This is a genomic window from Aeromonas sp. s3, assembly GCF_040907805.1.
Lineage (GTDB): Bacteria > Pseudomonadota > Gammaproteobacteria > Enterobacterales > Aeromonadaceae > Aeromonas > Aeromonas dhakensis.
Map to the genome: position 1 here is coordinate 407,459 of NZ_JBFOCQ010000028.1, position 22,302 is coordinate 429,760.

The 22,302-nt window shown below is 60.2% G+C and carries 26 protein-coding genes; 18 read left to right on the top strand and 8 right to left on the bottom strand.

Going from position 1 to position 22,302, the window contains the following annotated elements; genetic code table 11:
• The first annotated feature begins 68 nt into the window (after positions 1-68).
• Entirely contained in the window at positions 69-1,088 is a 1,020-nt protein-coding gene (gene ltaE, locus AB5Y98_RS16930) for a low-specificity L-threonine aldolase (protein WP_123245982.1), read from the top strand.
• Positions 1,089-1,148: 60 nt separating this feature from the next.
• Here the strand turns inward: ltaE and AB5Y98_RS16935 are convergent, their stop codons facing one another.
• From AB5Y98_RS16935 to AB5Y98_RS16950, 4 genes are all read right to left on the bottom strand, one after another.
• Positions 1,149-1,580, bottom strand: a complete 432-nt coding sequence (locus AB5Y98_RS16935) for a PAS domain-containing protein (RefSeq protein ID WP_005299876.1) — start codon at positions 1,578-1,580, stop codon at positions 1,149-1,151.
• A gap of 8 nt (positions 1,581-1,588) precedes the next feature.
• On the bottom strand, positions 1,589-2,623 hold the full coding sequence (locus AB5Y98_RS16940; RefSeq protein ID WP_139432469.1) for a response regulator: 1,035 nt from the start codon (positions 2,621-2,623) through the stop codon (positions 1,589-1,591).
• Positions 2,624-2,677: 54 nt separating this feature from the next.
• Entirely contained in the window at positions 2,678-3,616 is a 939-nt protein-coding gene (locus tag AB5Y98_RS16945) for a LysR family transcriptional regulator (protein ID WP_017787271.1), read from the bottom strand.
• 73 nt (positions 3,617-3,689) lie between these two features.
• Positions 3,690-4,391, bottom strand: a complete 702-nt coding sequence (locus AB5Y98_RS16950; protein ID WP_005299887.1) for a DUF2982 domain-containing protein — start codon at positions 4,389-4,391, stop codon at positions 3,690-3,692.
• 165 nt (positions 4,392-4,556) lie between these two features.
• On the opposite strand from AB5Y98_RS16950, the gene AB5Y98_RS16955 reads away from it, so the two are divergent.
• The 4 genes from AB5Y98_RS16955 (at position 4,557) to AB5Y98_RS16970 (ending at position 8,806) form a co-directional block, all read left to right on the top strand.
• Positions 4,557-6,494, top strand: coding sequence for a bifunctional diguanylate cyclase/phosphodiesterase (locus AB5Y98_RS16955; protein ID WP_010634259.1), 1,938 nt, complete (start codon positions 4,557-4,559; stop codon positions 6,492-6,494).
• 86 nt (positions 6,495-6,580) lie between these two features.
• Entirely contained in the window at positions 6,581-7,306 is a 726-nt protein-coding gene (gene nfsA / locus AB5Y98_RS16960; protein WP_005299892.1) for an oxygen-insensitive NADPH nitroreductase, read from the top strand.
• A 187-nt stretch (positions 7,307-7,493) separates the two neighbouring features.
• Positions 7,494-8,258: a hypothetical protein gene (locus AB5Y98_RS16965; protein ID WP_005299895.1), complete on the top strand. Its 765-nt coding sequence runs from the start codon at positions 7,494-7,496 to the stop codon at positions 8,256-8,258.
• Positions 8,252-8,806: a VOC family protein gene (locus tag AB5Y98_RS16970; protein WP_164464949.1), complete on the top strand. Its 555-nt coding sequence runs from the start codon at positions 8,252-8,254 to the stop codon at positions 8,804-8,806. Before AB5Y98_RS16965 ends, AB5Y98_RS16970 begins: the two co-directional genes overlap by 7 nt.
• Positions 8,807-8,852: 46 nt before the next feature.
• Here the strand turns inward: AB5Y98_RS16970 and AB5Y98_RS16975 are convergent, their stop codons facing one another.
• On the bottom strand, positions 8,853-10,061 hold the full coding sequence (locus AB5Y98_RS16975) for an MFS transporter (RefSeq protein WP_123245984.1): 1,209 nt from the start codon (positions 10,059-10,061) through the stop codon (positions 8,853-8,855).
• A gap of 93 nt (positions 10,062-10,154) precedes the next feature.
• On the opposite strand from AB5Y98_RS16975, the gene AB5Y98_RS16980 reads away from it, so the two are divergent.
• Positions 10,155-11,030, top strand: a complete 876-nt coding sequence (locus AB5Y98_RS16980) for a LysR family transcriptional regulator (protein WP_010634255.1) — start codon at positions 10,155-10,157, stop codon at positions 11,028-11,030.
• A 73-nt stretch (positions 11,031-11,103) separates the two neighbouring features.
• Complete coding sequence (cysB, locus tag AB5Y98_RS16985) at positions 11,104-12,078, top strand: HTH-type transcriptional regulator CysB (protein ID WP_010634254.1); 975 nt, start codon at positions 11,104-11,106, stop codon at positions 12,076-12,078.
• Between the two features lie 78 nt (positions 12,079-12,156).
• On the opposite strand, the gene ribA is transcribed toward cysB, so the two are convergent.
• A complete protein-coding gene (ribA, locus tag AB5Y98_RS16990; RefSeq protein ID WP_005299914.1) occupies positions 12,157-12,750 on the bottom strand; it encodes a GTP cyclohydrolase II in 594 nt (197 codons plus the stop codon).
• A 248-nt stretch (positions 12,751-12,998) separates the two neighbouring features.
• Between ribA and cmk the strand changes: the two genes are divergently transcribed.
• The 6 genes from cmk to pyrF all read left to right on the top strand — a co-directional run bounded on the left by cmk (position 12,999) and on the right by pyrF (position 18,253).
• Positions 12,999-13,691 carry a (d)CMP kinase gene (gene cmk, locus AB5Y98_RS16995; protein WP_368232311.1) on the top strand — a complete coding sequence of 231 codons (693 nt, stop codon included), beginning with the start codon at positions 12,999-13,001 and terminating at the stop codon, positions 13,689-13,691.
• A 94-nt stretch (positions 13,692-13,785) separates the two neighbouring features.
• Positions 13,786-15,456: a 30S ribosomal protein S1 gene (gene rpsA / locus AB5Y98_RS17000; RefSeq protein ID WP_005299919.1), complete on the top strand. Its 1,671-nt coding sequence runs from the start codon at positions 13,786-13,788 to the stop codon at positions 15,454-15,456.
• Positions 15,457-15,550: 94 nt separating this feature from the next.
• Positions 15,551-15,835, top strand: coding sequence for an integration host factor subunit beta (ihfB, locus tag AB5Y98_RS17005; RefSeq protein WP_005299934.1), 285 nt, complete (start codon positions 15,551-15,553; stop codon positions 15,833-15,835).
• Positions 15,836-15,991: 156 nt separating this feature from the next.
• Positions 15,992-16,276, top strand: a complete 285-nt coding sequence (locus tag AB5Y98_RS17010; RefSeq protein ID WP_005299936.1) for a LapA family protein — start codon at positions 15,992-15,994, stop codon at positions 16,274-16,276.
• A 9-nt stretch (positions 16,277-16,285) separates the two neighbouring features.
• Positions 16,286-17,452, top strand: a complete 1,167-nt coding sequence (lapB, locus tag AB5Y98_RS17015; RefSeq protein WP_123245985.1) for a lipopolysaccharide assembly protein LapB — start codon at positions 16,286-16,288, stop codon at positions 17,450-17,452.
• Positions 17,453-17,551: 99 nt separating this feature from the next.
• Entirely contained in the window at positions 17,552-18,253 is a 702-nt protein-coding gene (gene pyrF / locus AB5Y98_RS17020) for an orotidine-5'-phosphate decarboxylase (RefSeq protein ID WP_267999566.1), read from the top strand.
• A gap of 51 nt (positions 18,254-18,304) precedes the next feature.
• Here the strand turns inward: pyrF and rrtA are convergent, their stop codons facing one another.
• Positions 18,305-18,883 carry a rhombosortase gene (rrtA, locus tag AB5Y98_RS17025; protein WP_268009147.1) on the bottom strand — a complete coding sequence of 193 codons (579 nt, stop codon included), beginning with the start codon at positions 18,881-18,883 and terminating at the stop codon, positions 18,305-18,307.
• On the opposite strand from rrtA, the gene AB5Y98_RS17030 reads away from it, so the two are divergent.
• From AB5Y98_RS17030 to AB5Y98_RS17050, 5 genes are all read left to right on the top strand, one after another.
• Entirely contained in the window at positions 18,813-19,499 is a 687-nt protein-coding gene (locus AB5Y98_RS17030; RefSeq protein WP_368232312.1) for a tRNA-uridine aminocarboxypropyltransferase, read from the top strand. The genes rrtA and AB5Y98_RS17030 overlap by 71 nt on opposite strands.
• Before the next feature lie 22 nt (positions 19,500-19,521).
• A complete protein-coding gene (gene queC / locus AB5Y98_RS17035; protein WP_065018539.1) occupies positions 19,522-20,229 on the top strand; it encodes a 7-cyano-7-deazaguanine synthase QueC in 708 nt (235 codons plus the stop codon).
• Positions 20,230-20,290: 61 nt separating this feature from the next.
• On the top strand, positions 20,291-20,962 hold the full coding sequence (gene queE, locus AB5Y98_RS17040; protein WP_010634247.1) for a 7-carboxy-7-deazaguanine synthase QueE: 672 nt from the start codon (positions 20,291-20,293) through the stop codon (positions 20,960-20,962).
• 1 nt (position 20,963) lies between these two features.
• Entirely contained in the window at positions 20,964-21,194 is a 231-nt protein-coding gene (locus AB5Y98_RS17045; RefSeq protein WP_005299948.1) for a DUF3820 family protein, read from the top strand.
• Complete coding sequence (locus AB5Y98_RS17050) at positions 21,191-21,754, top strand: cob(I)yrinic acid a,c-diamide adenosyltransferase (RefSeq protein WP_216989286.1); 564 nt, start codon at positions 21,191-21,193, stop codon at positions 21,752-21,754. The genes AB5Y98_RS17045 and AB5Y98_RS17050 overlap by 4 nt, the downstream gene beginning before the upstream one ends.
• Positions 21,755-21,819: 65 nt before the next feature.
• On the opposite strand, the gene AB5Y98_RS17055 is transcribed toward AB5Y98_RS17050, so the two are convergent.
• Positions 21,820-22,224, bottom strand: a complete 405-nt coding sequence (locus tag AB5Y98_RS17055; protein ID WP_005299952.1) for an H-NS family nucleoid-associated regulatory protein — start codon at positions 22,222-22,224, stop codon at positions 21,820-21,822.
• Positions 22,225-22,302 lie beyond the last annotated feature (78 nt).

A 22,302-nucleotide genomic window follows, 5' to 3' on the forward strand; every position in this document is an offset into this window, starting at 1 on the left:
GGAAACGGCCCGCTTGCCAAGCCAGCCATGGCTGGCTAACGTCATGCTCCAGCTTCAGGAGGGATGTCATGCGCTATATCGATTTACGAAGTGATACGGTCACCCAGCCCACGGATGCCATGCGCCAGAGCATGCTGCATGCCGAGGTGGGGGATGATGTCTACGGGGAAGATCCCGGCGTCAATGCACTGGAGGCCCGCGGGGCCGAGCTGCTGGGCAAGGAGGCCGCGCTGTTTGTTCCCTCCGGCACCATGTCCAACCTGCTGGCGGTGATGAGCCATTGTCAGCGCGGGGAGGGGGCCATCGTGGGTCAAGGGGCCCACATCTATCGTTATGAAGCCCAGGGGAGCGCCGTGCTGGGCTCGGTCGCACTGCAGGCGGTGCCCATGCAGGCTGACGGTTCGCTGGCGGTGGCCGATGTGGCCGCGGCTATCGCCCCTGACGATGCCCATTTTGTGCAGACCCGGCTGGTCTGCCTCGAAAACACCCACAATGGCAAGGTGCTGCCACTTCACTACCTGCAGGCGATGCGCGAGTTTGTTGACGAACGTGGGCTACAGCTGCATCTGGACGGGGCGCGTCTGTTCAACGCCGCCGTGGCGAGCGGTCACGGGGTACACGAACTGGCCGCTCCCTTTGACAGCATCTCCATCTGCCTCTCCAAGGGGCTGGGGGCACCGGTGGGGTCGCTGCTGGTGGGCTCTCGCGCCTTCATCGCCCGCGCCAGACGGCTGCGCAAGATGCTGGGGGGCGGCATGCGACAGGCGGGGATCCTGGCCCAGGCTGGTCTGTTTGCCCTCGAACAGCACGTCACCCGCCTGGCGGACGATCACCGCCGGGCCAGACGTCTGGCCGAGGGGTTGGCTGCCTTGCCCGGCATCACCCTGGACCTGGCCCAGGTGCAGACCAACATGGTCTTCCTGCAGCTGGCAAAAGAGCAGAGCGGCCCCCTGCTTGCCTTCATGAAGGAGCGGGGGATCCTCTTCTCCGGTTACGGCGAGATGCGGCTGGTGACCCATCTGCAGATCACCGATGACGACATCGACGAGGTGATCGACGCCTTCACCGAGTACCTCGGGGCCCGCTGAGCGCCTCACCACAAAACAGGGCGCCAAGGCGCCCTGTTTTCATTGTGCTGCAAAGTGTCTTCATGCCTGGCGCTGGCCGCTCATCAGCATGGCCTCGTCGGTGGCGTCGTAGATCATCACGGCGATGTGGGTTACCTGACCGCCGAAGTCGGCCAGCGGCACCAGGGTCAGGTTCTGGAACATGTGGGGCGCTGAGCCCGTGATGGGGCGGTAGTTGGAGAAGCGCAGCAGATAGGGTTTCTGCTCCCAGGTGCTGAAGGCGCGGTTGTTGAGCTTGAACACCATGTTGGCTTTGCGTTCGAACCAGGCGCGATCCACGTCGGGGAAGAGGTCGAACAGCACGCCATCGCGCACCTCACCGGCCAGCCGGCCGCTGTGGCTCTCCATGAAGCCGTTCCACACCTGCACCCTGTACTCCTTGTCGAGCACGACCAGCCCCACGTCCAGGTTCTGGACTATGTTCATCAGCCAATGAAATTCACGGATTTCCATGGTCACTCCTAGAGCATGTGCATGATTTTGTTGTTCATGGTGGCGATGGAATCTTCGGTAAACAGCAGCAGCAGATCGCACTGCACCGCATAATCCTGGACCCGGTAGTTGATCTCGATGGCCAGCGTGCGGCGCCAGCGACTCTTGTTAGTGTTGATGAGCTCGTTGATGGGTCTGTGCTGGCCGAGCACCACGGGGTGACCCTGACTGAAGGGGGTATCGAGCTGGCTGGCGTAGCCGCGCAGGAAGGCGCCGATCAGCACGTTGGCGGTGTCCATCAAGAGCTCCAGCTCGGCGTTGCGATCCAGCGTGCCCTGATGGTTCATCAGCCGGGCCAGATCCTTGAAGCTGGAGTCGTGAAACAGGATCAGCGCCTCGCCGGCGATGCCCGCGCCGATGAAGCCCTGGCAGACGGCGGAGAGGGTGTCCGAGTCGGCGGCGGCCGAGAGGGCCATGTGCAGTTCGGATACCTCCAGCACGTTGACGTTGGGGATGGGCAGCACCACGAAGGCGTTGAGCAGGCGGGCCAGCAGGTCGGCGGCCTGACCCATGGAGACATTGGCGAGCTCCTGATAGGCATCGCGCACTTCGGGGCTGATCTTGATGCCGGTATCGACGCTGCCGGCATCGACCTGCGCCTGAGCTGCGGGGCTGGCGGCTTCCGGTACGGCGCTGCCCTTGGCCTGCCACAGATCATGCTGCTTCAACAGGGCGCTGAGGGTCTCCGGGGCGGCCGGTTTCTTGATGAAGTCGAGCGCCCCCAGCCCCATCACCCGCTGATAGGCTTCCGGCTGGATGTCGCCGGAGACCACGATCACCTTGTTGCGCAGCCCTTCGCGCTTGAGGGTCTCCAGTACGCCGTAGCCGTCCATCTCCGGCATGGTCAGATCCAGAAAGATCAGATCCCCATGCCCCATCAGGACCTGCTCTATCCCTTCCAGCCCGTTGGCGGCGTAGTGGAGCGTCACGTCCCAGTCGGCGGGGAGGGCGCGGGCCAGCTGTTTACGGGCGAATCCTGAGTCATCACATATCAATACATTCATAGTGTTAGGCCGGCCTGGTCAACGAGGATTGCTATAAGTGTGGCCCGCCAACGGTCAGATGCAATGAGACAGGCTGGTCGCCGGTGAAAATTGGTTGTCCCACTGCAGGCTCCGGTAGCGCGCTGAATATTTTTCAACAAAATCAGCGAACATCTTAACACGCAACGGGGCAAACTGAGGCTGGCAACGCAACATGTAGAAGGGGCGGTTGCCGGTTTTCCAGTCGGGCAGCACCGCGACCAGCTGCTCATCCTGCAGGAAGGGGTGTACGTAGTGGAGCGGGGCGTTGACGATCCCCAGGTGCCGTCTGGCCGCGCGAACGGCGGCCTGGGTCTGGTTGACGGTGAGCCTGGCGGCCCGCTTGATCTGCACCGTCTGCTCCTCCCGGTCGGTCAGTTGCCAGTGCTGATGGGGCCAGCAGTAGATGAGCGCATGCTCCTCCAGCTGGCCCGGATGGGCGGGGGTGCCCATCTTCTCCAGATAGAGGGGGGAGGCAAACAGGCCGTATTCGATGTGACCGAGGCAGAGCGCATTGGGCAGAGACTGGGGGAGCTCGCCGTTGAAAAACACCAGATCCCTATCGTTGTCGAACAGGTGTTGATGATCGTTGGTCTGGGTGATGTCGAACTGCACCTCGGGGTAGCGCAGGCCAAAGTCCGCCAGCATGTCGACCAGGATGGTGTTGGAGAGGGCGATGGGGGCTGCCAGGCGGATCACGCCGTTGAGGTCGGCCTCTTTGCCCTGGATCTCGCCAGTGGCCTGCTCGATTTCACCGAGCGGGGTGCACAGGCGCTCGTAGTAGCGCAGTCCTTCATCGGTCAGGCGGAGTTTGCGGGTGGATCTGTGTAGCAAGGAGCAGCCGAGCTGCTCTTCCAGCTGAGAAATACGTCGACTGATGGTGCCGGTGGGCATGCCCAGTGCAGCGGCCGCGTGGGAGAAGCCTCCCTCTTGTACCACCTTGACGAACAGATAGAACTCTTCGATGTACTTCATAAGCGGTGTTCTGGGTGTAACAAGGCAGTGACCTTAAGAAGTGCGGCCAGCCTTGGCAAGCTCAATCCGGCGTTTAATTGATCTGGATTAGATTCGACTCCCGCTGATACTGGTGCAAAAGCCGGACAAATTCGGCCGGATCCCGGTCCAGGCTGTTGTCCGGCACCAGCAGATCGTAGCCGAGCAGATCGCGCAGTCGGGTCATGCGGTTGGCCAGCATGGCGATCACCCCCTCATAGCGTTGACCGGAGGGGGAGCGAAAGTGACTCTCTTCCAGCAAGCCTTCCCCCTGAAAGGGGTCGCCGCAGCCCCCGCCGATGCATTCGGGTTGCTCACTGCGCAGTGCCTGCAACAGGACGCCACGCTGCTCGGTCAGCAGGCGCACTGCCAATCTGGGTGTGATCAATGTCAAAAAATCGTCGTAATCTTTGATCTTCAAACCTATGTAGGGCAGGGGGACCAGATCCCAGCCCAGATGAATGCGTGGCTGGTCGATTCGCTGAATATTTCTCCATTTCAGGATCCAACCGCCGTATTTGTGGTGATATTGCAGACAATCGTGACAGAGCGACAGGCTGAAATGGGGCTCGACCAGCTTCAATGAGCCGATAAAGATCATCATCAGACCCGCCAACAGGCCGGAGACTGGGGGGATTAGTGGTTGTTCACCGAGTAAAAAAAGTATAAAAATCATAGCAATGCTTACTATGATGCCCAACAATACCAACGTGAGTCCGTTTTTCCTGACCATGGGTTTCACATGTAGCGTTTTCATATGAAGTCAGCCCCTTGCGCATGCTTGTTTCCATTATGGGCTGGATCCGATTTTGTACCAGCATCGGTTGCCCGGGAGGGCTCTCCGCCGCTGGGTTTCCCTGTGATCACATACCATGAATCACCATATTAGATGAATACGCTAGACGAACGGTTATTGAACGGGATGGATGTGTTGCATACCCCAATCTGGGTGTATGACATCCGGCATCACCATATCTATTGGGCCAATCGCGCCGCCTTGAACGTGTGGGAAGCGAGCTCGCTGGACGAACTGCAGTCGCGCGATTTCTCGGCCGACATGGCACAGGCCATCGATCTGCTGTTGCAGCGCTACCTCGGGGACTTTCAGCAGGGGCGCAGCTACAGCGAGTGGTGGACCCTCTCCCCAAAAGGGGTCAAGAAACAGGTTTATCTGCGCCTCTCCGGCATCCAGCTGGCGGGGCGGCTGATGATGATGACCGAGGCGGTCATCGATGCCGACACCCTCTATCAGGAGTCCTCCCTCGCCACTGGCGATACCCTGGCTTGCCTGTTTGACAACCTGGGCCGGCTCGAGAGCGGCAATCACCACTTCGAGATGTGTTTCGGTGATGAGGTACATCACCTCTCCCAGCTCTTCTCCGGCAATGACGACGCCTTCTATCAGAAGCTCTCCCGGCTCGATGAAGTGGTGGCCGAGGGGGAGTGCCGCACCCTCAAGGGGATGCGCTGGTTTCAGTACCAGTTTCGTCACATCCAGCAGGGGGCCCAGATCCTGCTCACCATGCGTGACATCACCGACCGCAAGCTGGAGGAGCTGGAACATCGCCACCTGGCCTGGCACGACTCGCTGACCGGACTGCTCAACCGTTATGGGCTGATGAAATCGCTGGAAGCCTACTGCGGGCTGGGCGGGCGCTTCGCCCTGGTGTTCATGGACCTGGACAACTTCAAGCTGGTCAACGACAACTACGGCCACAAGGCCGGTGACCGGCTGCTGGAGCGCGTCGCCGGCCGGCTCAAGCAGATCTGTCCGCGGGACGTGGAGCTGGCCCGGCTCGGTGGCGACGAATTTACCGCGCTGGTGCCGCTCAGCCACTCCAGCGATCGGGCGCAGGAGGTGGCCGATCTCATGCTCTCCCAGATGACCAAGCCGTTGCAGCTGAGCGGAGTGCCCGAGGTGACTATCGGCGGCAGCATCGGCATCGCCATCTATCCGGATGATGCGGACGACGGCGACAACCTCATCACCCGCGCCGACATGGCCATGTATCAGGCCAAGCAGATGGGGCGACTGCGCTGGCAGCGTTTCACCCCCAGCATGCAGCAGACCCTGCATCGCAAGCTGACCCTGAAGCAGTTCCTAGCCAAGGCCATCGGGCGGGGGGAGCTCAGCCTCTGCTACCAGCCCCAGGTGGATGTGGCAAAAGGCAGGTTGCTCGGGTACGAGGCGCTGCTGCGCTGGCATAATCCCGTATTGGGCCATGTCTCGCCGGTGGAGTTCATCCCGCTGGCGGAAGAGATGGGGCTCATTCGCGAGATAGGTGGCTGGGTGCTGTCGACGGCACTGGCCCAGATGGCCCACTGGCAGAAGGAGTGGCGGGTGAGCGTGCCGGTGTCGGTCAATCTCTCCGGCTTTCAGCTCTCGTCCTCCCTGCCGGAGCTGGTGGCCCAGCAGCTCAAAGAGTTTGGCGTGGATGCCGGCCTGCTCACGCTGGAGTTGACCGAGACGGTATTGATGCTGGACATGAAGGGGTGCATCGAGATCCTCGATGGCCTGAGCGAGCAAGGGATCAAGATTGCCATCGACGATTTCGGTACCGGCTACTCGTCGCTGGCCTACCTCAACCGGCTTCCCATCGACACCATCAAGCTGGATCGCTCCTTCGTGGTGGGGCTCAACCTGCCGGTGATCCGGGCCACCGTCGCCATGGCCACCAGCCTGGGCCTTGGCATCATGGCCGAAGGGGTGGAGGACGAACACGAACTGGCCGCCCTGCGCACCCAGGGCTGCCACGTGTTTCAGGGATTCTTGTTCAGCAAGCCGATGTCGGTGGCGCAGGTGGAAGAGAGCGGCTTCGTGGTCAGCTGCAAGGCGGGCAACTATCCGCTGGCCGGTTAGCCGGTCGTGCTGTGACGCGAGCGCGGGGGGCCTTGGGCCCCCCGCTGTTTTTGGGTAGAGTGTGGGCTTCTTCATATGGAGGCAACATGAACCCGACTCTCGACCTTATTCTTGCCCATCGCTCCATTCGTCAATTTACCGCCGAGCCCATCAGTGAAGCCCAGCTCGATCAGATCCTGAGTGCGGCCCAGGCCGCCTCCAGCTCCAGCTTTCTGCAGGCCAACAGCATCATTCGGGTGACCGACAAGGCCCTGCGCAGCCAGCTTGCCGAACTGGCGGGGCATCAGGCCTATGTGGCCCAGGCGGCCGAGTTCCTGCTCTTTTGCGCCGATTATCATCGCCACTGCGAGGTGGTACCGGATGCCCAGACCGGCTTTGTCGAGCAGCTGCTGATCGGCGCCATCGACGGTGCCCTGATGGCCCAGAATGCCCTGCTGGCAGCCCAATCCATGGGGCTTGGCGGTGTCTACATCGGCGGGATCCGCAACAACCCGGCAGCGGTGAGCGAGGCGGTGGGTTTGCCGCATCAGGTGATCCCGCTGTTCGGCCTCTGTCTCGGCCATCCTGCTCAGGCGCCTGAGCAAAAACCCCGCTTGCCCCGCGCTCTGGTTGTGCATGAAAACCGCTATCAGGCCGAACTGGATCGGGAGCTGCTTGCCAGCTATGACCGGCAGATCGAGGCTTATTACCAGTCCCGCAGCAGCAACAACAAGCAGCAGAGCTGGAGCGGCCAGATCCGGGGCATTCTTGGCAAGGAGGCGCGGCCCTTCATGCAGGATTTCCTGCGATCCCGGGGCTTCAGCCTCAAGTAATGAGCCCGATGGGCGATACTAAGGGGTAATGGCGGTGTCGCCAGCGCCGCGTGATCCCGGTTTTCCCCCGTTTTTACGGCCACCTTGCGGCATAAATCGGGGGCAAGCCTTGCGGTGCGGACTACCTTAACTAGGTAAGCTGTTGTAGGATCACGCAATTGAATTGGGACAGGAGTTTGGACTTCCTATGATTTTAACCTTGGTATTGCTGTCTATTGGCGCACTCCTGTTTCTGGTCATCGCCTATAACGTGATGCAGCAATATAAGCAGAAGGCAGAGGCCGACAAGCGTCACGCCATCGCCCGCTACAAGTCGGTGGTGGATGAAACCGAAGAGATGCTGCTCAACGTCAACCTGGTGCCCTTCTCCAAGAACATAGTGCTGCTGTTGCAGCACAGGATCCTCGATGCCTATCGCGCCATCGCTCTGGTGATGCCCAATGCCCAGATCAAGCAGCGCATTGTCGACGTGCAGACCCAGATCAAGAACGTGCAGGAGAACTACAGCAGCCAGGATGAGGGGCATTTCAAGACCCCCGAATCGGATCGTCAGGCCATCCAGATGTTGCAGCTGGTCAAGAAGATGCGGGCCGTGCTGCGGGTCGAGCACAACAAGGGCAAGATAGATCCGCAGGGCTTTGCCCAGGAGGATCGCCGCCTCGAGCTGATGCAGCTCAAGGTCAACATCGCCAACCTGGTGAAGCGGGCCATGGATGCCCAGATCCAGGGGCAATACGGCACCTGTCGGCAGCTCTACACCAAGGGGCTCTCCGCCCTGGCCAGCGTCGCGGATAAAGATCCCTACCTGATGGCGCGGGAAGAGGACATGCGCCAGGGGCTGGCCGGCCTCGACGCCCATCTGCAGGAGCACAGCGAAAAAGAGCTGCAAAACATCAAGGACAAAGAGGCGGACGAACTGGACGTCTTGTTCCAACCCAAGAAGAAATGGTGATCATGTCACATCCACTCGATACCACACTGGGGCCGATGGCCCCATTTGTTTGCCAGCTGTTGACCGAGCTGGACGCACTTGCCATCCATCCCGCCGCCATCGAGGTCGACCACCTCTGCTATCGGGCCGCCACCCTGGTGGAGTACCAGACCCTGAAGGGGATGCTGGCAACCCATGGCGACCTGCTGGTGGAGGGGATGATCGGCGGACGGCCCATCGCCACCTACCGCCTGCATCAACCAGTGCCCCATGCCCACGGCAGCGTGCCCTGCATCGAGCTGGCGGCGCCCAAACCCGGTCGCAGCCATCAGGCCGGGCTGGAACATATCGAGCTGGTGGTGCCTTCGCTGGATGCCTTGCTGGCAGCCCATCCCGAGGTGGCCTTCAAGACCGGCAACCTGAATGATGAACGCAATCCCGATGTGGCGGTGATGCTGGCCTCTGGGCAGATCAAATTCCATCTGCGCACCTTGGCCGAGGTGATCGAAGAAGAGGTGGCGAGCGGCGCCGTGGTGCCGGTGCCTGCCGGCTACTACGACCAGGCTTGATGAGACGGGGCCGCTTGACTGGTCCCGTCTGGTATCAGGAATGGCGTCAGGGATGACAGATGCGGGGGCGGGCGGGGCGTCCCTTCAAGTGACCGAGCCAGAGGCTCAATCCCGCCGTGATCACCAGTACCAGCTCGATGCCGAGCACCAATCCCCCGAGTCCTCCCTGCTCCCAGAAGGGGTGCAGATAAAGTCCCCCCAGACTGGCCCCCAGATAGTAACCCACCAGATAGAGCGATGAGGCGAGCGCCCGGTTGTGCTCCACGTGCTGGCCGACCCAGGCGCTGGCACAGGCGTGGGCCAGGAAAAAGCCGAAACTCGAGATGAGCAGACCCGACAGGATGGCCCCGAGCGAGCCGCACAGCAGCAGGGCACTGCCGAGCGCCATCAGGGCTATGCCGATCAGCAGCAGACGCTGTGCCCCCCAGCGATGGGCGCAGCGCCCGCTGAGGGAGGAGGCCACCGTCCCCGACAGATAGGTCAGAAACAACATACCGAGCCACTGGGTCGGCAAGGAGAAGGGGGGGCTGGCCAGCAGGAAGGTGAGGTAGCTGAATTGGTTCAGAAACACCATGAAGTTGAGGCCGCCGATGAGGTAGGCCCCCACCAGCAGCGGATTGCCGAGGTGGCTGGTGATGGCCTGGCGAAACTGGCCCGGCTTGGCGATGACGGGCACGAAGCGGGTCTGGGCCGGCAGCAGCCAGATGACGAGGGGCAGCAGCGCCAGGCTGATGAGGCCGATGCCGAGAAAGGTGTGTTGCCAGTCGCCAAACCAGCCGGCCAGCAGGCCGCCGACCACTCGACCGGCGATGCCACCCAGCGAGTTGGCGGCGATGTAGACACCGACGGCGGAGAGCAGGGCCCGCTTGCTGAACTCTTCCCCCATGTAGGCGATGGCTGTGGCGGGTAGCCCCGCCAGCAGCACACCCTGCAGGATCCGCAGCAGCAACAGCTGTTCAAACTGGCTGACCAGGCTGATGAGCAGGGAGATCAGGATGGCGCCGGCCAGGCTCCACAACATGATCCGGCGCCGGCCAAAGCGATCCGCCAGCCGGGCGCAGACGAGCAGCGAGACGGCGAGCCCTGCGGTGCAGCCGGCCAGAGTCCAGCCGGCCGACAGCGAGCTGACGGAAAATACCTCTGCCAGCAGCGGCAGCAGGGGGTGGGTCTGATAGAGATTGAGAAACACCAGGAAGGAGCCCAGGCTGAGGGCCAGGGTGGCGCGGATCCATTCACGACTACCGATTTCGATCATATGCAATTGTCCTGACAGCTTTGCTGCAGGTTAGTGCGCGTTAGAACATAAATATAATATATTTAAGTTATTCATCTGATAAACCAAATTGATATGGATCTCAAACAGCTCACCTATCTGCTGGCGGTGCGGGATGCCGGCTCCTTTACCAAGGCGGCCAACGGGCTGCACGTGGCGCAGCCCGCCATCAGCATGGCCATCGCCAAGCTGGAGCAGCAGCTCGAGCTGCGTCTGTTCGACCGTCAGGATCGCAACGTGCGGCTCACCCCGGAAGGGGAGGTGCTCTGCCGCCATGCCGAGCGCCTGCTGCGCCAGATGCACCAGGCCGAGGCCGAGATGGCCGAGCTCAAGGGGCTGGAGCGCGGTGAGGTGCGCATCGGCATCCCCTACATGATGGGCTCCTATTACTTTCCGCCGATCCTGATGGCCTTCAAGCATCGCTACCCCGGCCTCAAGATCCGGGTGGAGGAGGCGGGCACTCGCGAGTTGTTGAGCCGCATGGTGGACGGCTCGCTGGATCTCGCCATCCTCATCACCAGCGATCTGCCGCCAGCGCTGGAAGGGGCCCAGCTGCTGCGTGAAGAGATGCTGATGGTGGTGGGGGAAGAGCATCCGCTGCGTCAGGCCAGGAGTGTGTCGCTGAGCGAGTTCTTCAGCCAGGAGCTGGCGATGTTTCGCCGCGGTTTCTATCACCGCGAGCACATGGAAGCGCTGGCTCAGGGACTGGGCTGCGAGCCCGACATCGCCTTTGAGAGCAACCTCATCCCGCTGCTCAAGGCGGTGGTGAAGCAGGGCTTTGCGGTGACCACCTTCTTGCGGATGGCGCTGGACGAAGAGCCGGCCCTGACCGGGATCCCGTTCGCACCCCCGATCTTTCTCGATCTCTGCGTGGCGTGGCGGCGGGGGGATCCGCTCTCCATGGCCAACCGGGCCTTGCGGGATTTTCTGCTGGCGCAGGCACAGCCATAAATGGCCAAGAAGGAAAGGCTATCAGGCAAAAGTTTGTTAGTATTAGTTCAAGTCGCCTTTAGAGCCTAACATCATGAAACTCCAACAATTGCGTTATATCGTTGAGGTTGCCAACCACAGACTGAACGTGTCGGCAACGGCAGAGAGTCTCTACACCTCTCAGCCAGGGATCAGCAAGCAGGTGCGCATGCTGGAAGATGAGCTGGGGATCCAGATTTTCGAGCGCAGCGGCAAACACCTGACCCAGATCACCCCGGCTGGACGGGACGTGATCAAGATTGCCAACGAGATCCTGGGTAAGGTGGAGAGCATCAAGTCGGTGGCGAGTCAGCACACTCATCCCGAACAGGGCACGCTCCATATCGCGACGACCCACACCCAGGCCCGTTATGCACTGCCTGACGTGATAAAAGGCTTCATCAAGCGCTTTCCCAAGGTCTCCCTGCACATGCATCAGGGCACGCCGACCCAGATCAGCGAAGCCGTGGTCAAGGGACAGGCGGACTTTGCCATCGCCACCGAGGCGCTGCACCTGTACGAAGATCTCATCATGCTGCCCTGCTATCACTGGAACCGCAGCGTGATCGTGCCCAAGGGCCACCCGTTGACCCAGGTCGGCAAGCTCTCCATCGCCGACATCGCCCGCTTCCCGCTGGTGACCTATGTGTTCGGCTTTACCGGCCGCTCCGAGCTCGATACTGCCTTCAACCGGGCCGGTTTCGAGCCCAACATCGTCTTCACTGCCACCGATGCCGACGTGATCAAGACCTATGTCCGGCTGGGGGTGGGGATCGGCGTGATGGCGACCATGGCGCTGGATCCCCAGGTCGATACCGATCTGGTGGCTCTCGATGCCAGCCACCTGTTTGCCCACAGCACCACCAAGATCGGCTTTCGCAAGGGCTCCTTCCTGCGCACCTACATGTATGACTTCATGACCCGCTTTGCCCCCCATCTGACCCGGGACGTGGTGGAGCGTGCCATTGCCCTGCGCTCCAGCGATGACGTGGATGCCATGTTTGCCGATATCGAGCTGCCCATCCGCTAGCGCCGCGGCGATACGAGAGCAACAAAAAACGCCTCCCGATGGGAGGCGTTTTTCATGGCAACGAGCGGCGAGGCGGGATCACTTCTTGAACATGTGATCCAGCTTGCTGGCCTTGGTCGAGAGGTAGAACTCGTTGTGGGGATTGCGCCCTTCCTGCAGGGGCACCCGCTCCGCCACCGGAATGCCGAAGGATTCCATCGCCTTCATCTTGCGCGGGTTGTTGGTCATCAGCTTGAGGGATTTCACCTCCAGCTGCTTGAGCATGTCGGCGCAGATGGTGTAGTCGCGCATGTCGGCGGCAAAGCCGAGTGCCACGTTGGCTTCAACGGTGTCGGCGCCCTGATCCTGCAGATGATAGGCCCGGATCTTGTTGAGCAGGCCGATGCCGCGTCCTTCCTGACGCACGTACAGCAAGACGCCACGGCCCGCCTTGGCGATGTTTTCCAGTGCAGCCTGCAGCTGGAAGCCGCAGTCGCAACGCAGACTGAACAGGGCATCGCCGGTCAGGCACTCGGAGTGAATTCGGCCCAGCACCGGCTCATCACCCGTGATATCGCCCATCACCAGCGCGGCGTGATCCTTGCCGGTGCCGGTTTCCTGAAAGCCGACCAGCGTGAAGGTGCCCCAGGGGGTTGGCAACTTGGATTTGGCCACGAGGGTAACGCTGCTCATAGGTTGCTCCTTACTACAGCTGCTTAAAAAGGGCGGCCAGTTTAGCGCGCCTTGTCCGGAACAACCATAAGAACAAAACCTTGCACTGTTTAATGGCTTGCCCCGTTGTACACAAAGAGGACAGTTACGACCGGTTTTGCGCAATTGTGTGTGCTGGCGACTGCCAGGCTCGGCACATTTGGGTATAATCGGCGCCCATTACCCCATCCCTCCCGGGATGTGTGCAACAAGTGTGCAGGAGAGACGTTATGCCGCAGATGGCCCCCGTGATGACAATTGATGGCCCAAGTGGTGCCGGCAAGGGCACCTTGTGCCAGTTGCTGGCTGAAAAACTGGGTTGGCACCTGCTCGACTCCGGCGCCATCTACCGGGTGCTGGCCCTGGCGGCCTTGCATCACGATGTCGAGCTCGATTCCGAAGCCGCGCTGGTTCCCCTGGCCGCCAATCTGGACGTGCAGTTTCAGGTCGATGCCGAGCAGGTGAAGGTCGTGCTGGAAGGGGAGGATGTTTCCCGTACCATTCGTACCGAGGAAGTGGGCAATGCCGCGAGCAAGATTGCCGCCTTCCCGCGGGTGCGTGAAGCCCTGCTGCGCCGTCAGCGCGCTTTTCGCCAGGCCCCCGGCCTCATCGCCGACGGCCGCGACATGGGTACCGTGGTTTTTCCCGAGGCGGAAGTGAAGATTTTCCTCGACGCCAGCGCCGAAGAACGGGCGGCTCGCCGCTATAAGCAGTTGCAAGATAAGGGCTTTGATGTTAACTTTGAGCGTCTTTTAACCGAGATTCGGGAACGTGACGATCGCGACAGAAATCGCGCCGTTGCCCCCCTGAAACCGGCAGAAGATGCTCTCGTGGTGGATTCAACCGCCATGCCCATAGACGAAGTGCTGGCAACGGTGCTCGCCTATGCGGAGCAACAACTCGGCGATGCCAGCGCAAGCTGACATCCGGTCGTCTGCACCATGGATGGCGCAGATTATTTAAAACAACCCCGCTTGTGCTGGATGACAAGTGGATGTTTCATTTGTGACATAAACAATGATCGAATCTTTTGCTCAACTCTTTGAAGAGTCCCTGAACGCCGTTGAAACCCGTCAAGGTTCCATCGTCAAGGGTACTGTCGTTGCTATCGAAAATGGTTTCGTACTGGTTGACGCCGGTCTGAAATCCGAGTCCGCTATCCCGGCTGAAGAATTCAAGAACGCCATGGGCGAGCTGGAAATCAACGTAGGCGACTCCGTTGACGTGGCTCTGGACTCTATCGAAGATGGTTTCGGCGAAACCAAGCTGTCCCGCGAAAAAGCCAAGCGCCACGAAGCCTGGCTGCAGCTTGAAAAAGCTTACGAAGAGCAAGCTACCGTTATCGGTATCATCAACGGCAAGGTCAAGGGTGGTTTCACCGTTGAACTGAACGGCATCCGTGCCTTCCTGCCGGGTTCTCTGGTTGACGTGCGTCCGATCCGTGACACCGCTCACCTGGAAAACAAAGAACTCGAGTTCAAAGTCATCAAGCTGGACCAGAAGCGCAACAACGTTGTTGTTTCCCGTCGTGCCGTGATCGAGACCGAGAACACCTCCGAGCGCGAAAGCCTGCTGGCTAACCTGCAAGAAGGTCAAGAAGTTAAGGGTATCGTCAAGAACCTGACCGACTACGGTGCATTCGTAGATCTGGGCGGTGTTGACGGCCTGCTGCACATCACCGACATGGCGTGGAAGCGCGTTAAGCATCCTTCCGAAATCGTCAACGTTGGCGACGAGATCGCAGTCAAGGTTCTGAAGTTCGACCGCGAGCGTACCCGTGTATCCCTGGGTCTGAAGCAGCTGGGCGAAGATCCCTGGGTTGCTATCGCCAAGCGCTACCCGGAGACCACCCGTCTGTCTGGCCGCGTGACCAACCTGACCGACTACGGCTGCTTCGTTGAAATCGAAGAAGGCGTTGAAGGCCTGGTACACGTATCCGAGATGGATTGGACCAACAAGAACATCCACCCGTCCAAGGTTGTTAACGTTGGCGACGTGGTTGACGTGATGGTTCTGGACATCGACGAAGAGCGTCGTCGTATCTCCCTGGGTCTGAAGCAGTGCAAATCCAACCCGTGGCAGCTGTTTGCCGAAACCCACGCCAAGGGCGACCGTGTTTCCGGCAAGATCAAGTCCATCACTGACTTCGGTATCTTCATCGGTCTGGACGGCGGCATCGACGGCCTGGTTCACCTGTCTGACATCTCCTGGAACAACCAGGGTGAAGAAGCAGTTCGTGAATTCAAGAAAGGCGACGAAATCGAAGCCGTTGTTCTGCAAGTTGACCCGGAGCGTGAGCGCATCTCCCTGGGCGTCAAGCAGATCGAAGAAGACCCGTTCAATAAGTACCTGTCTGACAACAAGAAAGGTGCTATTGTGAAGGGTAAGGTTACCGAGGTTGATGCCAAGGGTGCCGTGATCGAACTGGCTGACGGCGTAGAAGGCTACCTGCGTGCCTCCGACGCTGCTCGTGACCGCGTAGAAGACGCCACTCTGGTGCTGTCTGTTGGTGACGAAGTTGAAGCTAAATTCATGGGCGTTGATCGCAAGAACCGCACCGTGAGCCTGTCTGTCCGTGCCAAGGACGAGGCTGACGAGCGTGTTGCCATCGACAACCTGAACCAACAAGAAGAAGTTGTGTTCAGCAATGCCATGGCTGAAGCGTTCAAAGCCGCCAAGGGTGAATAATCCTTGATGCAAGAAAAGGGCGGCGTGTCACGCCGCCCTTTTTTATCTTGGCGTAATGAATATTGCATGTGATCGGGGAAGGAGATTTAACGTTATGACCAAATCAGATCTCATCGAACAATTGGCTGCCAGCCGCATGCATATGCCGGCCAAAGATGTCGAAGCCGCCATCAAGGAGATCCTTGAGCAGATGGCGTCGACTTTGCAAAACGGCGACCGGATTGAAATCCGCGGATTTGGAAGTTTTTCACTGCACTATCGTGCACCCCGTGTGGGCCGCAACCCCAAGACCGGGGACAAGGTTGAATTGACCGGGAAATATGTTCCGCATTTCAAGCCCGGCAAAGAGTTACGCGAGCGCGTGAACATCATCGAATAATGCAGAAAATGGCATACCTAGGTATGCCTTTTTTGTTTTTACGGTTTCTATTGTGGCAATTGTCCGGTTTTGCCAAGTCTTTTCCCATTCGCTCTAGAGTCTGCCGGTGATTTTAAGGATAATCAGCCTCTCATTAGCTACTGACAGGGAGCTCCTATGAAGCGTATCTTGGCCCTCATTCCACTGGTGCTGGTGTTTATCCTGACGCTGGCCATCGGTTCGCAAAATGGCCAGCTGGTGCAGTTCAATTATCTGATTGCCCAAGGGGAGTTCTCGCTCTCCATGTTGCTGGGATTCTTCTTTGGTGGTGGCTTCCTGCTGGGCTGGCTGGTTTTCGGTCTGCTGTTCTTGCGCCTCAAGATGCAAAATCGCACCCTCAATCGCACCATGCGCCGTCAATCCCGTGAATTGGAGCTGGCCCGAACGGCTGCCAAGGAATAATGTCCCTCGATGCTTGAACTGCTTTTCCTGCTGTTGCCCATTGCCGCCGGCTACGGCTGGTATATGGGGCGCAGGAGTGTTCGCCAGGACACCCAGAAACAGAGTAACCAGTTTTCCCGCCAGTACGTGGCGGGTCTCAATTATTTGCTGTCCGACGAATCCGACAAGGCGGTGGATCTCTTTATCCAGCTGCTGGAAGTGGACAGCGAGACCATCGAAACCCACCTCTCTCTCGGCAACCTGTTCCGTCAACGGGGTGAGGTAGACCGGGCCATCAAGATCCACCAGAACCTCATCACCCGCCAGCTCACCATGGAGCAGCGTCAGCTCGCCCTGCAGGAGCTGGCGAGGGACTTCCTCGCCGCCGGCCTGCTCGATCGGGCCGAGAAGCTGTGGCTCGAGCTCACCGAGGACGGGGACTATGAGGAGACGGCGCTGGCCCAGTTGCAGCTCATCTATCAGCAGTTACGTGATTGGGACAAGGCGATCGCGGTGAGCGAGCGGCTGCAAAAATTCCAGGGCAAGAAGCTGGCCCCCACCATCGCCCATTACCAGTGCGAGCTGGCCGACATGGCCCTGCGCGAAGAGAATCGCAAGCAGGCCCAGCTGCGTTTTCGCAAGGCCCTGACTGCCGACGGCAACTGCGTGCGCGCCTCGCTCGGCCTCGGTTGGCTGGCCAAGGGGGAGGGTGATCCCCGCCAGGCGGCCCGCGAGTTTGAGCGGGTGCTGACCCAGGACATCGATTTCGCGAGCGAAGTGCTTGAACCCCTGTGTGAGAGCCTGGAGCTGTGCGGCGAGGAGGCGCGTATCCCCGAGCTGCTCGGCCAGGCCCAGGAGGCGCGGGCCGGCTTCCCGGTCACCTTGCGGCTGGCCGATTATGTGGAGCGCCACAACGGGCGCGAGGCAGCCTCCGAGCTGGTGCTGCGCCAGCTGCGGCGCACGCCGTCGCTACGCGGCTTCCAGCACCTGATGGCACTGCAGTTGCGTGGTGCTGAAGAGGGGCAGGCCAAGGAGAGCCTGACCATGCTCAAGGCGCTGGTCGATGAGCAGATCAAGATCAAATCCACCCACAAGTGCCGGCAGTGCGGGTTTGCCACCCACTCCCTGTTCTGGCAGTGCCCCTCCTGCCGCCAGTGGGGAGCCATCAAGCCGATCCGCGGTCTGGACGGGGAGTAAGAGCCACAACAATGTCATCAACCAGGCCCCTGCGGCCTGGTTTTTTCAGGCCGGGCCGGACTCGCTCCGGACGGCGAATAACCATCGATAGGAAGTGAGATGCTAGATCCCAAAGTACTGGTTGCGCTGGATTATCAGCACGAGGCCGATGCCTTCGCCTTCATTGAACGTATCTCCCCGGCCCAGTGCCGTCTCAAGGTAGGCAAGGAGATGTTTACCCTGTTTGGCCCCCAGTTCGTGCGTCAGCTGGTTGCCAAGGGGTTCGATGTCTTTCTGGATCTGAAGTTTCACGACATTCCCAACACCGTCGCCAAGGCGGTCGCCGCCAGTGCCGAACTCGGCGTCTGGATGGTGAACGTGCACGCCAGCGGTGGCGAGCGGATGATGCGGGCCGCCAAGGAGGCGCTACTGCCTTATGGTGACAAGGCGCCGCTGCTTATCGGGGTGACCGTGCTGACCAGCATGGAGCAGTCCGACATGGCACCGCTGGGTCTTGATGTGACGCCGGCCGAGCAGGTGATCCGGCTGGCCAAATTGACCAAAGACGCGGGGCTGGACGGGGTGGTCTGCTCCGCCAACGAAGCGCGTGAGCTCAAGGCGCTGTTCGGTGACGAGTTCAAACTGGTGACGCCGGGGATCCGTCCCACCGGTTCGGCTGCCGGGGATCAGCGCCGGGTCATGACGCCACTGGCGGCGGTGGAGGCGGGTGCCGACTATCTGGTGATTGGCCGCCCCATCACCCAGGCGGCCGATCCTGCCGCCATGCTGGCCGGCATCAACGCGGAGCTGGCGGGTCGCTGATAAAAAATAGAATGCCGGCCCGATGGGGCCGGCATTGTATCCGGTGCAGGCTCACTCCTTGACGGCGTGGGGGCGCAGGGTGACCGGCAGCAGGCCGAGCAACAGGCCGGCGCCCGAGCCAATCAGATGTGATTCAATGTGTACCCTGGCCCCGATGAGGGCGGACACCGGACTTTCCCCTGCACTGTAGAAATCCACCCCAAGCTTGATCGCTACCCCTGCCAGCATCAACCAGCCGGAGTGGCGGCGATAGCGGATATCCTGCAGCGCGCCCCACACGAACAGGCCGTGCAGCGCTCCCGACAGCCCCATGTACCACTGGGTCTGCGGACACCACCACCAGATGCCGAGCCCGACGGCGCTCCCCAGCTGCAGCAGCAGCAGCGGCAGGCGACAGCCTGTCAGGTATTCGCGAAACAGGCTGTAGAGCACGCACAGCCCGCTCAGGTTGAGCAGCAGGTGCCACAGATTGGTGTGGGCCAGATTGCCTGTTATGATGCGCCACCCTTCACCCTGGGCTATCAGGGTGCGATCGAAGGAAAGCTGGTGATTCGGCACGGTGAAAAAAAGCAGCAAACTGGCAAGTGAAAGCGTGATGACCCAGAGCAATCCTGATTTTTCTGACAACATGAAACAGTCCGACGACAACAAGAGTCGATACTGTACACGTTGCACCAGAGCCCTCAAAGCCTGTCTGTGCGATTATATTCGGCCGATTTCACCCCATGCGCCCCTGCACATCCTGCAGCATCCGGGGGAGGTGGGTCATCCCAAGGGGACTGCCGTCCTCTTGGCCGCCTCGCTGGCGCAGGCCCATCTGCATGTGGGTGAACAGGTGGCCGACGTCCCCGAGCTGGCGGCTTTGTTGGCCGATCCCGCGCTGCAGTGTTATCTGCTGTGGCCGGATGAGGAGGCCATCACCCTTGCCGAGGTGCGAGAGCGGGAGACGGCCGAGCCGGCTCGCCGAGTCTGTTTTCTGCTGCTCGATGGCACCTGGCGCAAGGCTTACCGGATGCTGCACAGCAACCCCGAGTTGCAGCAGTTGCCGCGAATTGGGCTGGATGCCGTCGCGGGACAGTACTCCATTCGCAAGAAGCCGTTTCCAGAGGCGCTCTCGACCCTGGAAGCGGGCTACCATCTGTTGTCTCAGTGGGAGGGCGCACCCGATCGCTTCGCCCCGCTGATGACCCTTTTTACCCATTTGAACCGGCAGTGGCATGATTTTGCCCAGGGCCGACGCAGTTGAACTGCCCAGAGGAGTGACATACGTGAAAAAAGCCGTCGTGGTATTCAGTGGTGGTCAGGACAGCACCACCTGCCTGGTCCAGGCCTTGTCCCGTTATGACGAGGTGCACGCCATCACCTTCGATTATGGCCAGCGCCATAGTGAAGAGATCGAGACGGCGCGCCGTCTGGCCAACCGGCTCGGCATCGCCGCCCACAAGGTGATGGACGTGACCATGCTGGGGGAGCTTGCCATCTCGGCCCTGACCCGGGACGAGATCCCGGTGAGCTTCGAGCTGCAGGAAAATGGCCTGCCCAATACCTTCGTGCCGGGCCGCAACATCCTGTTTTTGACCCTGGCCGCCATCTACGCCTATCAGGTGGGCGCCGAGGCGGTGATCACCGGGGTATGCGAGACGGATTTCTCCGGTTATCCCGATTGCCGCGACGAGTTCGTCAAGGCGCTCAATCAGGCCGTCTCCCTGGGGCTGGATCGCGCCATCCGCTTCGAGACCCCGCTGATGTGGCTCGACAAGGCCGAGACCTGGGCGCTGGCGGACCACTACGGCCACCTAGACACCGTGCGCCAGCAGACGCTCACCTGCTACAACGGCATTGCCGGCGATGGTTGCGGCGCCTGTCCGGCCTGCGATCTGCGCAGCCGCGGCCTGCAGCAGTACCTGGCCGACAAGGCGGGCGTGCTGGTGCGTCTGCACCAAAAAACCGGGCTCGGTGAGAAAAGCGGATGCTGAGCCTGCGTCTCGGCCATGCTTGGGGTATAATCCGCGACTTTTGCAACCAGCCGTGACCAAGATGCATTACCCAATCAACGAGATATTCCAGACCATCCAGGGGGAGGGGGTCTTCACCGGCCTGCCCGCCATTTTCGTTCGCCTGCAGGGTTGCCCGGTGGGATGCCCCTGGTGCGATACCCGTCATACCTGGGTGGTCGATCCTGCTCGTGAAGTGGGCGTGCAGGCGGTGCTCGATTGCTCCAACGAATCCGATGGCTGGAGCAAGATGAGCACGGCGCAGATCCTGGCCAGCTTCCAGCAACTTGGCTATCAGGCGCGTCACGTGGTGATCACCGGAGGCGAACCCTGCCTCTATGACCTGCAGGATCTCTCTACCGCCCTCATTGCGGCAGGCTATCAGGTGCAGATTGAAACCAGTGGTACCAGCGAGATCAAAACCCATGAGCAGACCTGGGTCACCGTATCCCCCAAGATCAATATGAAGGGGGGCCTGCCGGTGCTGGTCTCGGCCCTTGAGCGCGCCAACGAGATCAAGCATCCGGTAGCCACCGAGCGCCACGTGGAGGAGCTGGATGCGCTGCTGGCCACCGCTCGTCTGCGCGACGACGTGGTGATTGCACTGCAACCCATCAGCCAGAAACCCAGGGCGACCCAGCTGGCCATGGCAACCTGCATTGCCCGCAATTGGCGACTCTCCATCCAGACCCACAAATATCTGGATATCGATTGAAATGGAGTGGTTGTCCGACGAGCGGGTCTTGCTGTCGCTGGCCAACAAGATGCCGTACGGCAAATATCGGGGGCGCCGCATCATCGATATTCCGGAGCCTTATCTGGTGTGGCTGGCCCGTACCGGTTTCCCGGCCGGATCGCTTGGTCAAACGCTGGCGCTTGCCTATGAAATCAAGCTCAACGGGCTTGAATCCATGATTGTTCCCATTATTAACAGGATGTCGGTATGAGGATATATACGAGGCAGGGCGACAAGGGCATGACTCGGCTGGCCGATGGTGTGCAATTGGCCAAAGACGATATGCGGGTGGAAACCTATGGCTATATCGATGAATTAAATTCTCATATAGGTCTTCTTATTGCCGAGGTGCCCGCAGCGGAAACCGGGTTATTGGCAGACCTGTTATTGCTGCAACAGGAATTGTTCGATCTTGGCGGGGAGCTGGCATTTTCCAGTGACGCTCAGGAGGCCGCCATCTGGCAGGTGAATAACGAGTGGACCCTGCGGCTGGAACAACAGATCGATTCCTATAGCGCCAATTTGCCGCTGCTGCGCAATTTCATTCTGCCCAGCGGCTCCCGGGCGGCGGCGCAAGCCCATGTGGTGCGCACCCTGACCCGGCGCTGCGAGCGTCTGCTACTGACTTTGGGCCGCAGCGAGCAGCTCAACCCGGCCATTCTGCCCTACATGAACCGGCTGAGTGACTGGTTCTTCACCATAGCCCGCTACCTGCTGGCCTGTACCGCGACGCCCGAAGTGCTCTGGGTCAAGGCGGCAGAGCGGGGCTGACGGCAGGCCGCAGGCAATAAAAAACCTCGCAAGGCGAGGTTTTTTATTGGGCCAATGCTGTTTTATCAGATGGCAAAGTCTTCGACGGATTTACCTTCGGCGACCGCCTTGGCAATCACGGACGGCATGCGACCCTGACCGGTCCAGGTTTTTTCCACGCCGTTGTCCATATAGCGATATTTGGCCGGGCGAGGGGCACGTTTGCTCTTGGTAGCCTTGGCCGGTTCGGCTGCGACTGTGCCAACCAGTTCAGCCGGATCAATACCGGCAGCTTTCAGCATTTCGGCATATTCATTAATTTTGCGCTGATGTTCTTCACGAGCCTGACGCTCGGCGGCTTCATCCTGCTGGCGTTCGCCGACAATTGCGGAGAGCTTTTCCAGGCCTTCTTCCAATTGTTCCAGCGTCAGCTCACGGCAAGCAGCGCGCAGGCTACGGATATTCAGCAGTACTTTCAAAAATTCGTTCATAGTGTTCACCACGCGAGCAAAAGAGTGAATTAAATAAAAATAGTTATTTTGGCTAATTTATACGGCCATTCGGGATTA

What these genes read in the sequence shown, in the direction of transcription:
- cysB (WP_010634254.1), top strand. Translation starts at nt 11,104, where the DNA reads ATGAAACTCCAACAATTGCGTTATATCGTTGAGGTTGCCAACCACAGA.
- AB5Y98_RS16970 (WP_164464949.1), top strand. Translation starts at nt 8,252, where the DNA reads ATGGTGATCATGTCACATCCACTCGATACCACACTGGGGCCGATGGCC.
- pyrF (WP_267999566.1), top strand. Translation starts at nt 17,552, where the DNA reads ATGCTAGATCCCAAAGTACTGGTTGCGCTGGATTATCAGCACGAGGCC.
- AB5Y98_RS16975 (WP_123245984.1), bottom strand. Translation starts at nt 10,061, where the DNA reads ATGATCGAAATCGGTAGTCGTGAATGGATCCGCGCCACCCTGGCCCTC.
- AB5Y98_RS16945 (WP_017787271.1), bottom strand. Translation starts at nt 3,616, where the DNA reads ATGAAGTACATCGAAGAGTTCTATCTGTTCGTCAAGGTGGTACAAGAG.
- lapB (WP_123245985.1), top strand. Translation starts at nt 16,286, where the DNA reads ATGCTTGAACTGCTTTTCCTGCTGTTGCCCATTGCCGCCGGCTACGGC.
- rrtA (WP_268009147.1), bottom strand. Translation starts at nt 18,883, where the DNA reads ATGTTGTCAGAAAAATCAGGATTGCTCTGGGTCATCACGCTTTCACTT.
- AB5Y98_RS16980 (WP_010634255.1), top strand. Translation starts at nt 10,155, where the DNA reads ATGGATCTCAAACAGCTCACCTATCTGCTGGCGGTGCGGGATGCCGGC.
- AB5Y98_RS17010 (WP_005299936.1), top strand. Translation starts at nt 15,992, where the DNA reads ATGAAGCGTATCTTGGCCCTCATTCCACTGGTGCTGGTGTTTATCCTG.
- AB5Y98_RS17050 (WP_216989286.1), top strand. Translation starts at nt 21,191, where the DNA reads ATGAGGATATATACGAGGCAGGGCGACAAGGGCATGACTCGGCTGGCC.
- cmk (WP_368232311.1), top strand. Translation starts at nt 12,999, where the DNA reads ATGCCGCAGATGGCCCCCGTGATGACAATTGATGGCCCAAGTGGTGCC.
- AB5Y98_RS16940 (WP_139432469.1), bottom strand. Translation starts at nt 2,623, where the DNA reads ATGAATGTATTGATATGTGATGACTCAGGATTCGCCCGTAAACAGCTG.
- ltaE (WP_123245982.1), top strand. Translation starts at nt 69, where the DNA reads ATGCGCTATATCGATTTACGAAGTGATACGGTCACCCAGCCCACGGAT.
- ribA (WP_005299914.1), bottom strand. Translation starts at nt 12,750, where the DNA reads ATGAGCAGCGTTACCCTCGTGGCCAAATCCAAGTTGCCAACCCCCTGG.
- AB5Y98_RS17045 (WP_005299948.1), top strand. Translation starts at nt 20,964, where the DNA reads ATGGAGTGGTTGTCCGACGAGCGGGTCTTGCTGTCGCTGGCCAACAAG.
- rpsA (WP_005299919.1), top strand. Translation starts at nt 13,786, where the DNA reads ATGATCGAATCTTTTGCTCAACTCTTTGAAGAGTCCCTGAACGCCGTT.
- nfsA (WP_005299892.1), top strand. Translation starts at nt 6,581, where the DNA reads ATGAACCCGACTCTCGACCTTATTCTTGCCCATCGCTCCATTCGTCAA.
- AB5Y98_RS17055 (WP_005299952.1), bottom strand. Translation starts at nt 22,224, where the DNA reads ATGAACGAATTTTTGAAAGTACTGCTGAATATCCGTAGCCTGCGCGCT.
- AB5Y98_RS16965 (WP_005299895.1), top strand. Translation starts at nt 7,494, where the DNA reads ATGATTTTAACCTTGGTATTGCTGTCTATTGGCGCACTCCTGTTTCTG.
- AB5Y98_RS16955 (WP_010634259.1), top strand. Translation starts at nt 4,557, where the DNA reads ATGGATGTGTTGCATACCCCAATCTGGGTGTATGACATCCGGCATCAC.
- ihfB (WP_005299934.1), top strand. Translation starts at nt 15,551, where the DNA reads ATGACCAAATCAGATCTCATCGAACAATTGGCTGCCAGCCGCATGCAT.
- AB5Y98_RS16935 (WP_005299876.1), bottom strand. Translation starts at nt 1,580, where the DNA reads ATGGAAATCCGTGAATTTCATTGGCTGATGAACATAGTCCAGAACCTG.
- AB5Y98_RS16950 (WP_005299887.1), bottom strand. Translation starts at nt 4,391, where the DNA reads ATGAAAACGCTACATGTGAAACCCATGGTCAGGAAAAACGGACTCACG.
- queE (WP_010634247.1), top strand. Translation starts at nt 20,291, where the DNA reads ATGCATTACCCAATCAACGAGATATTCCAGACCATCCAGGGGGAGGGG.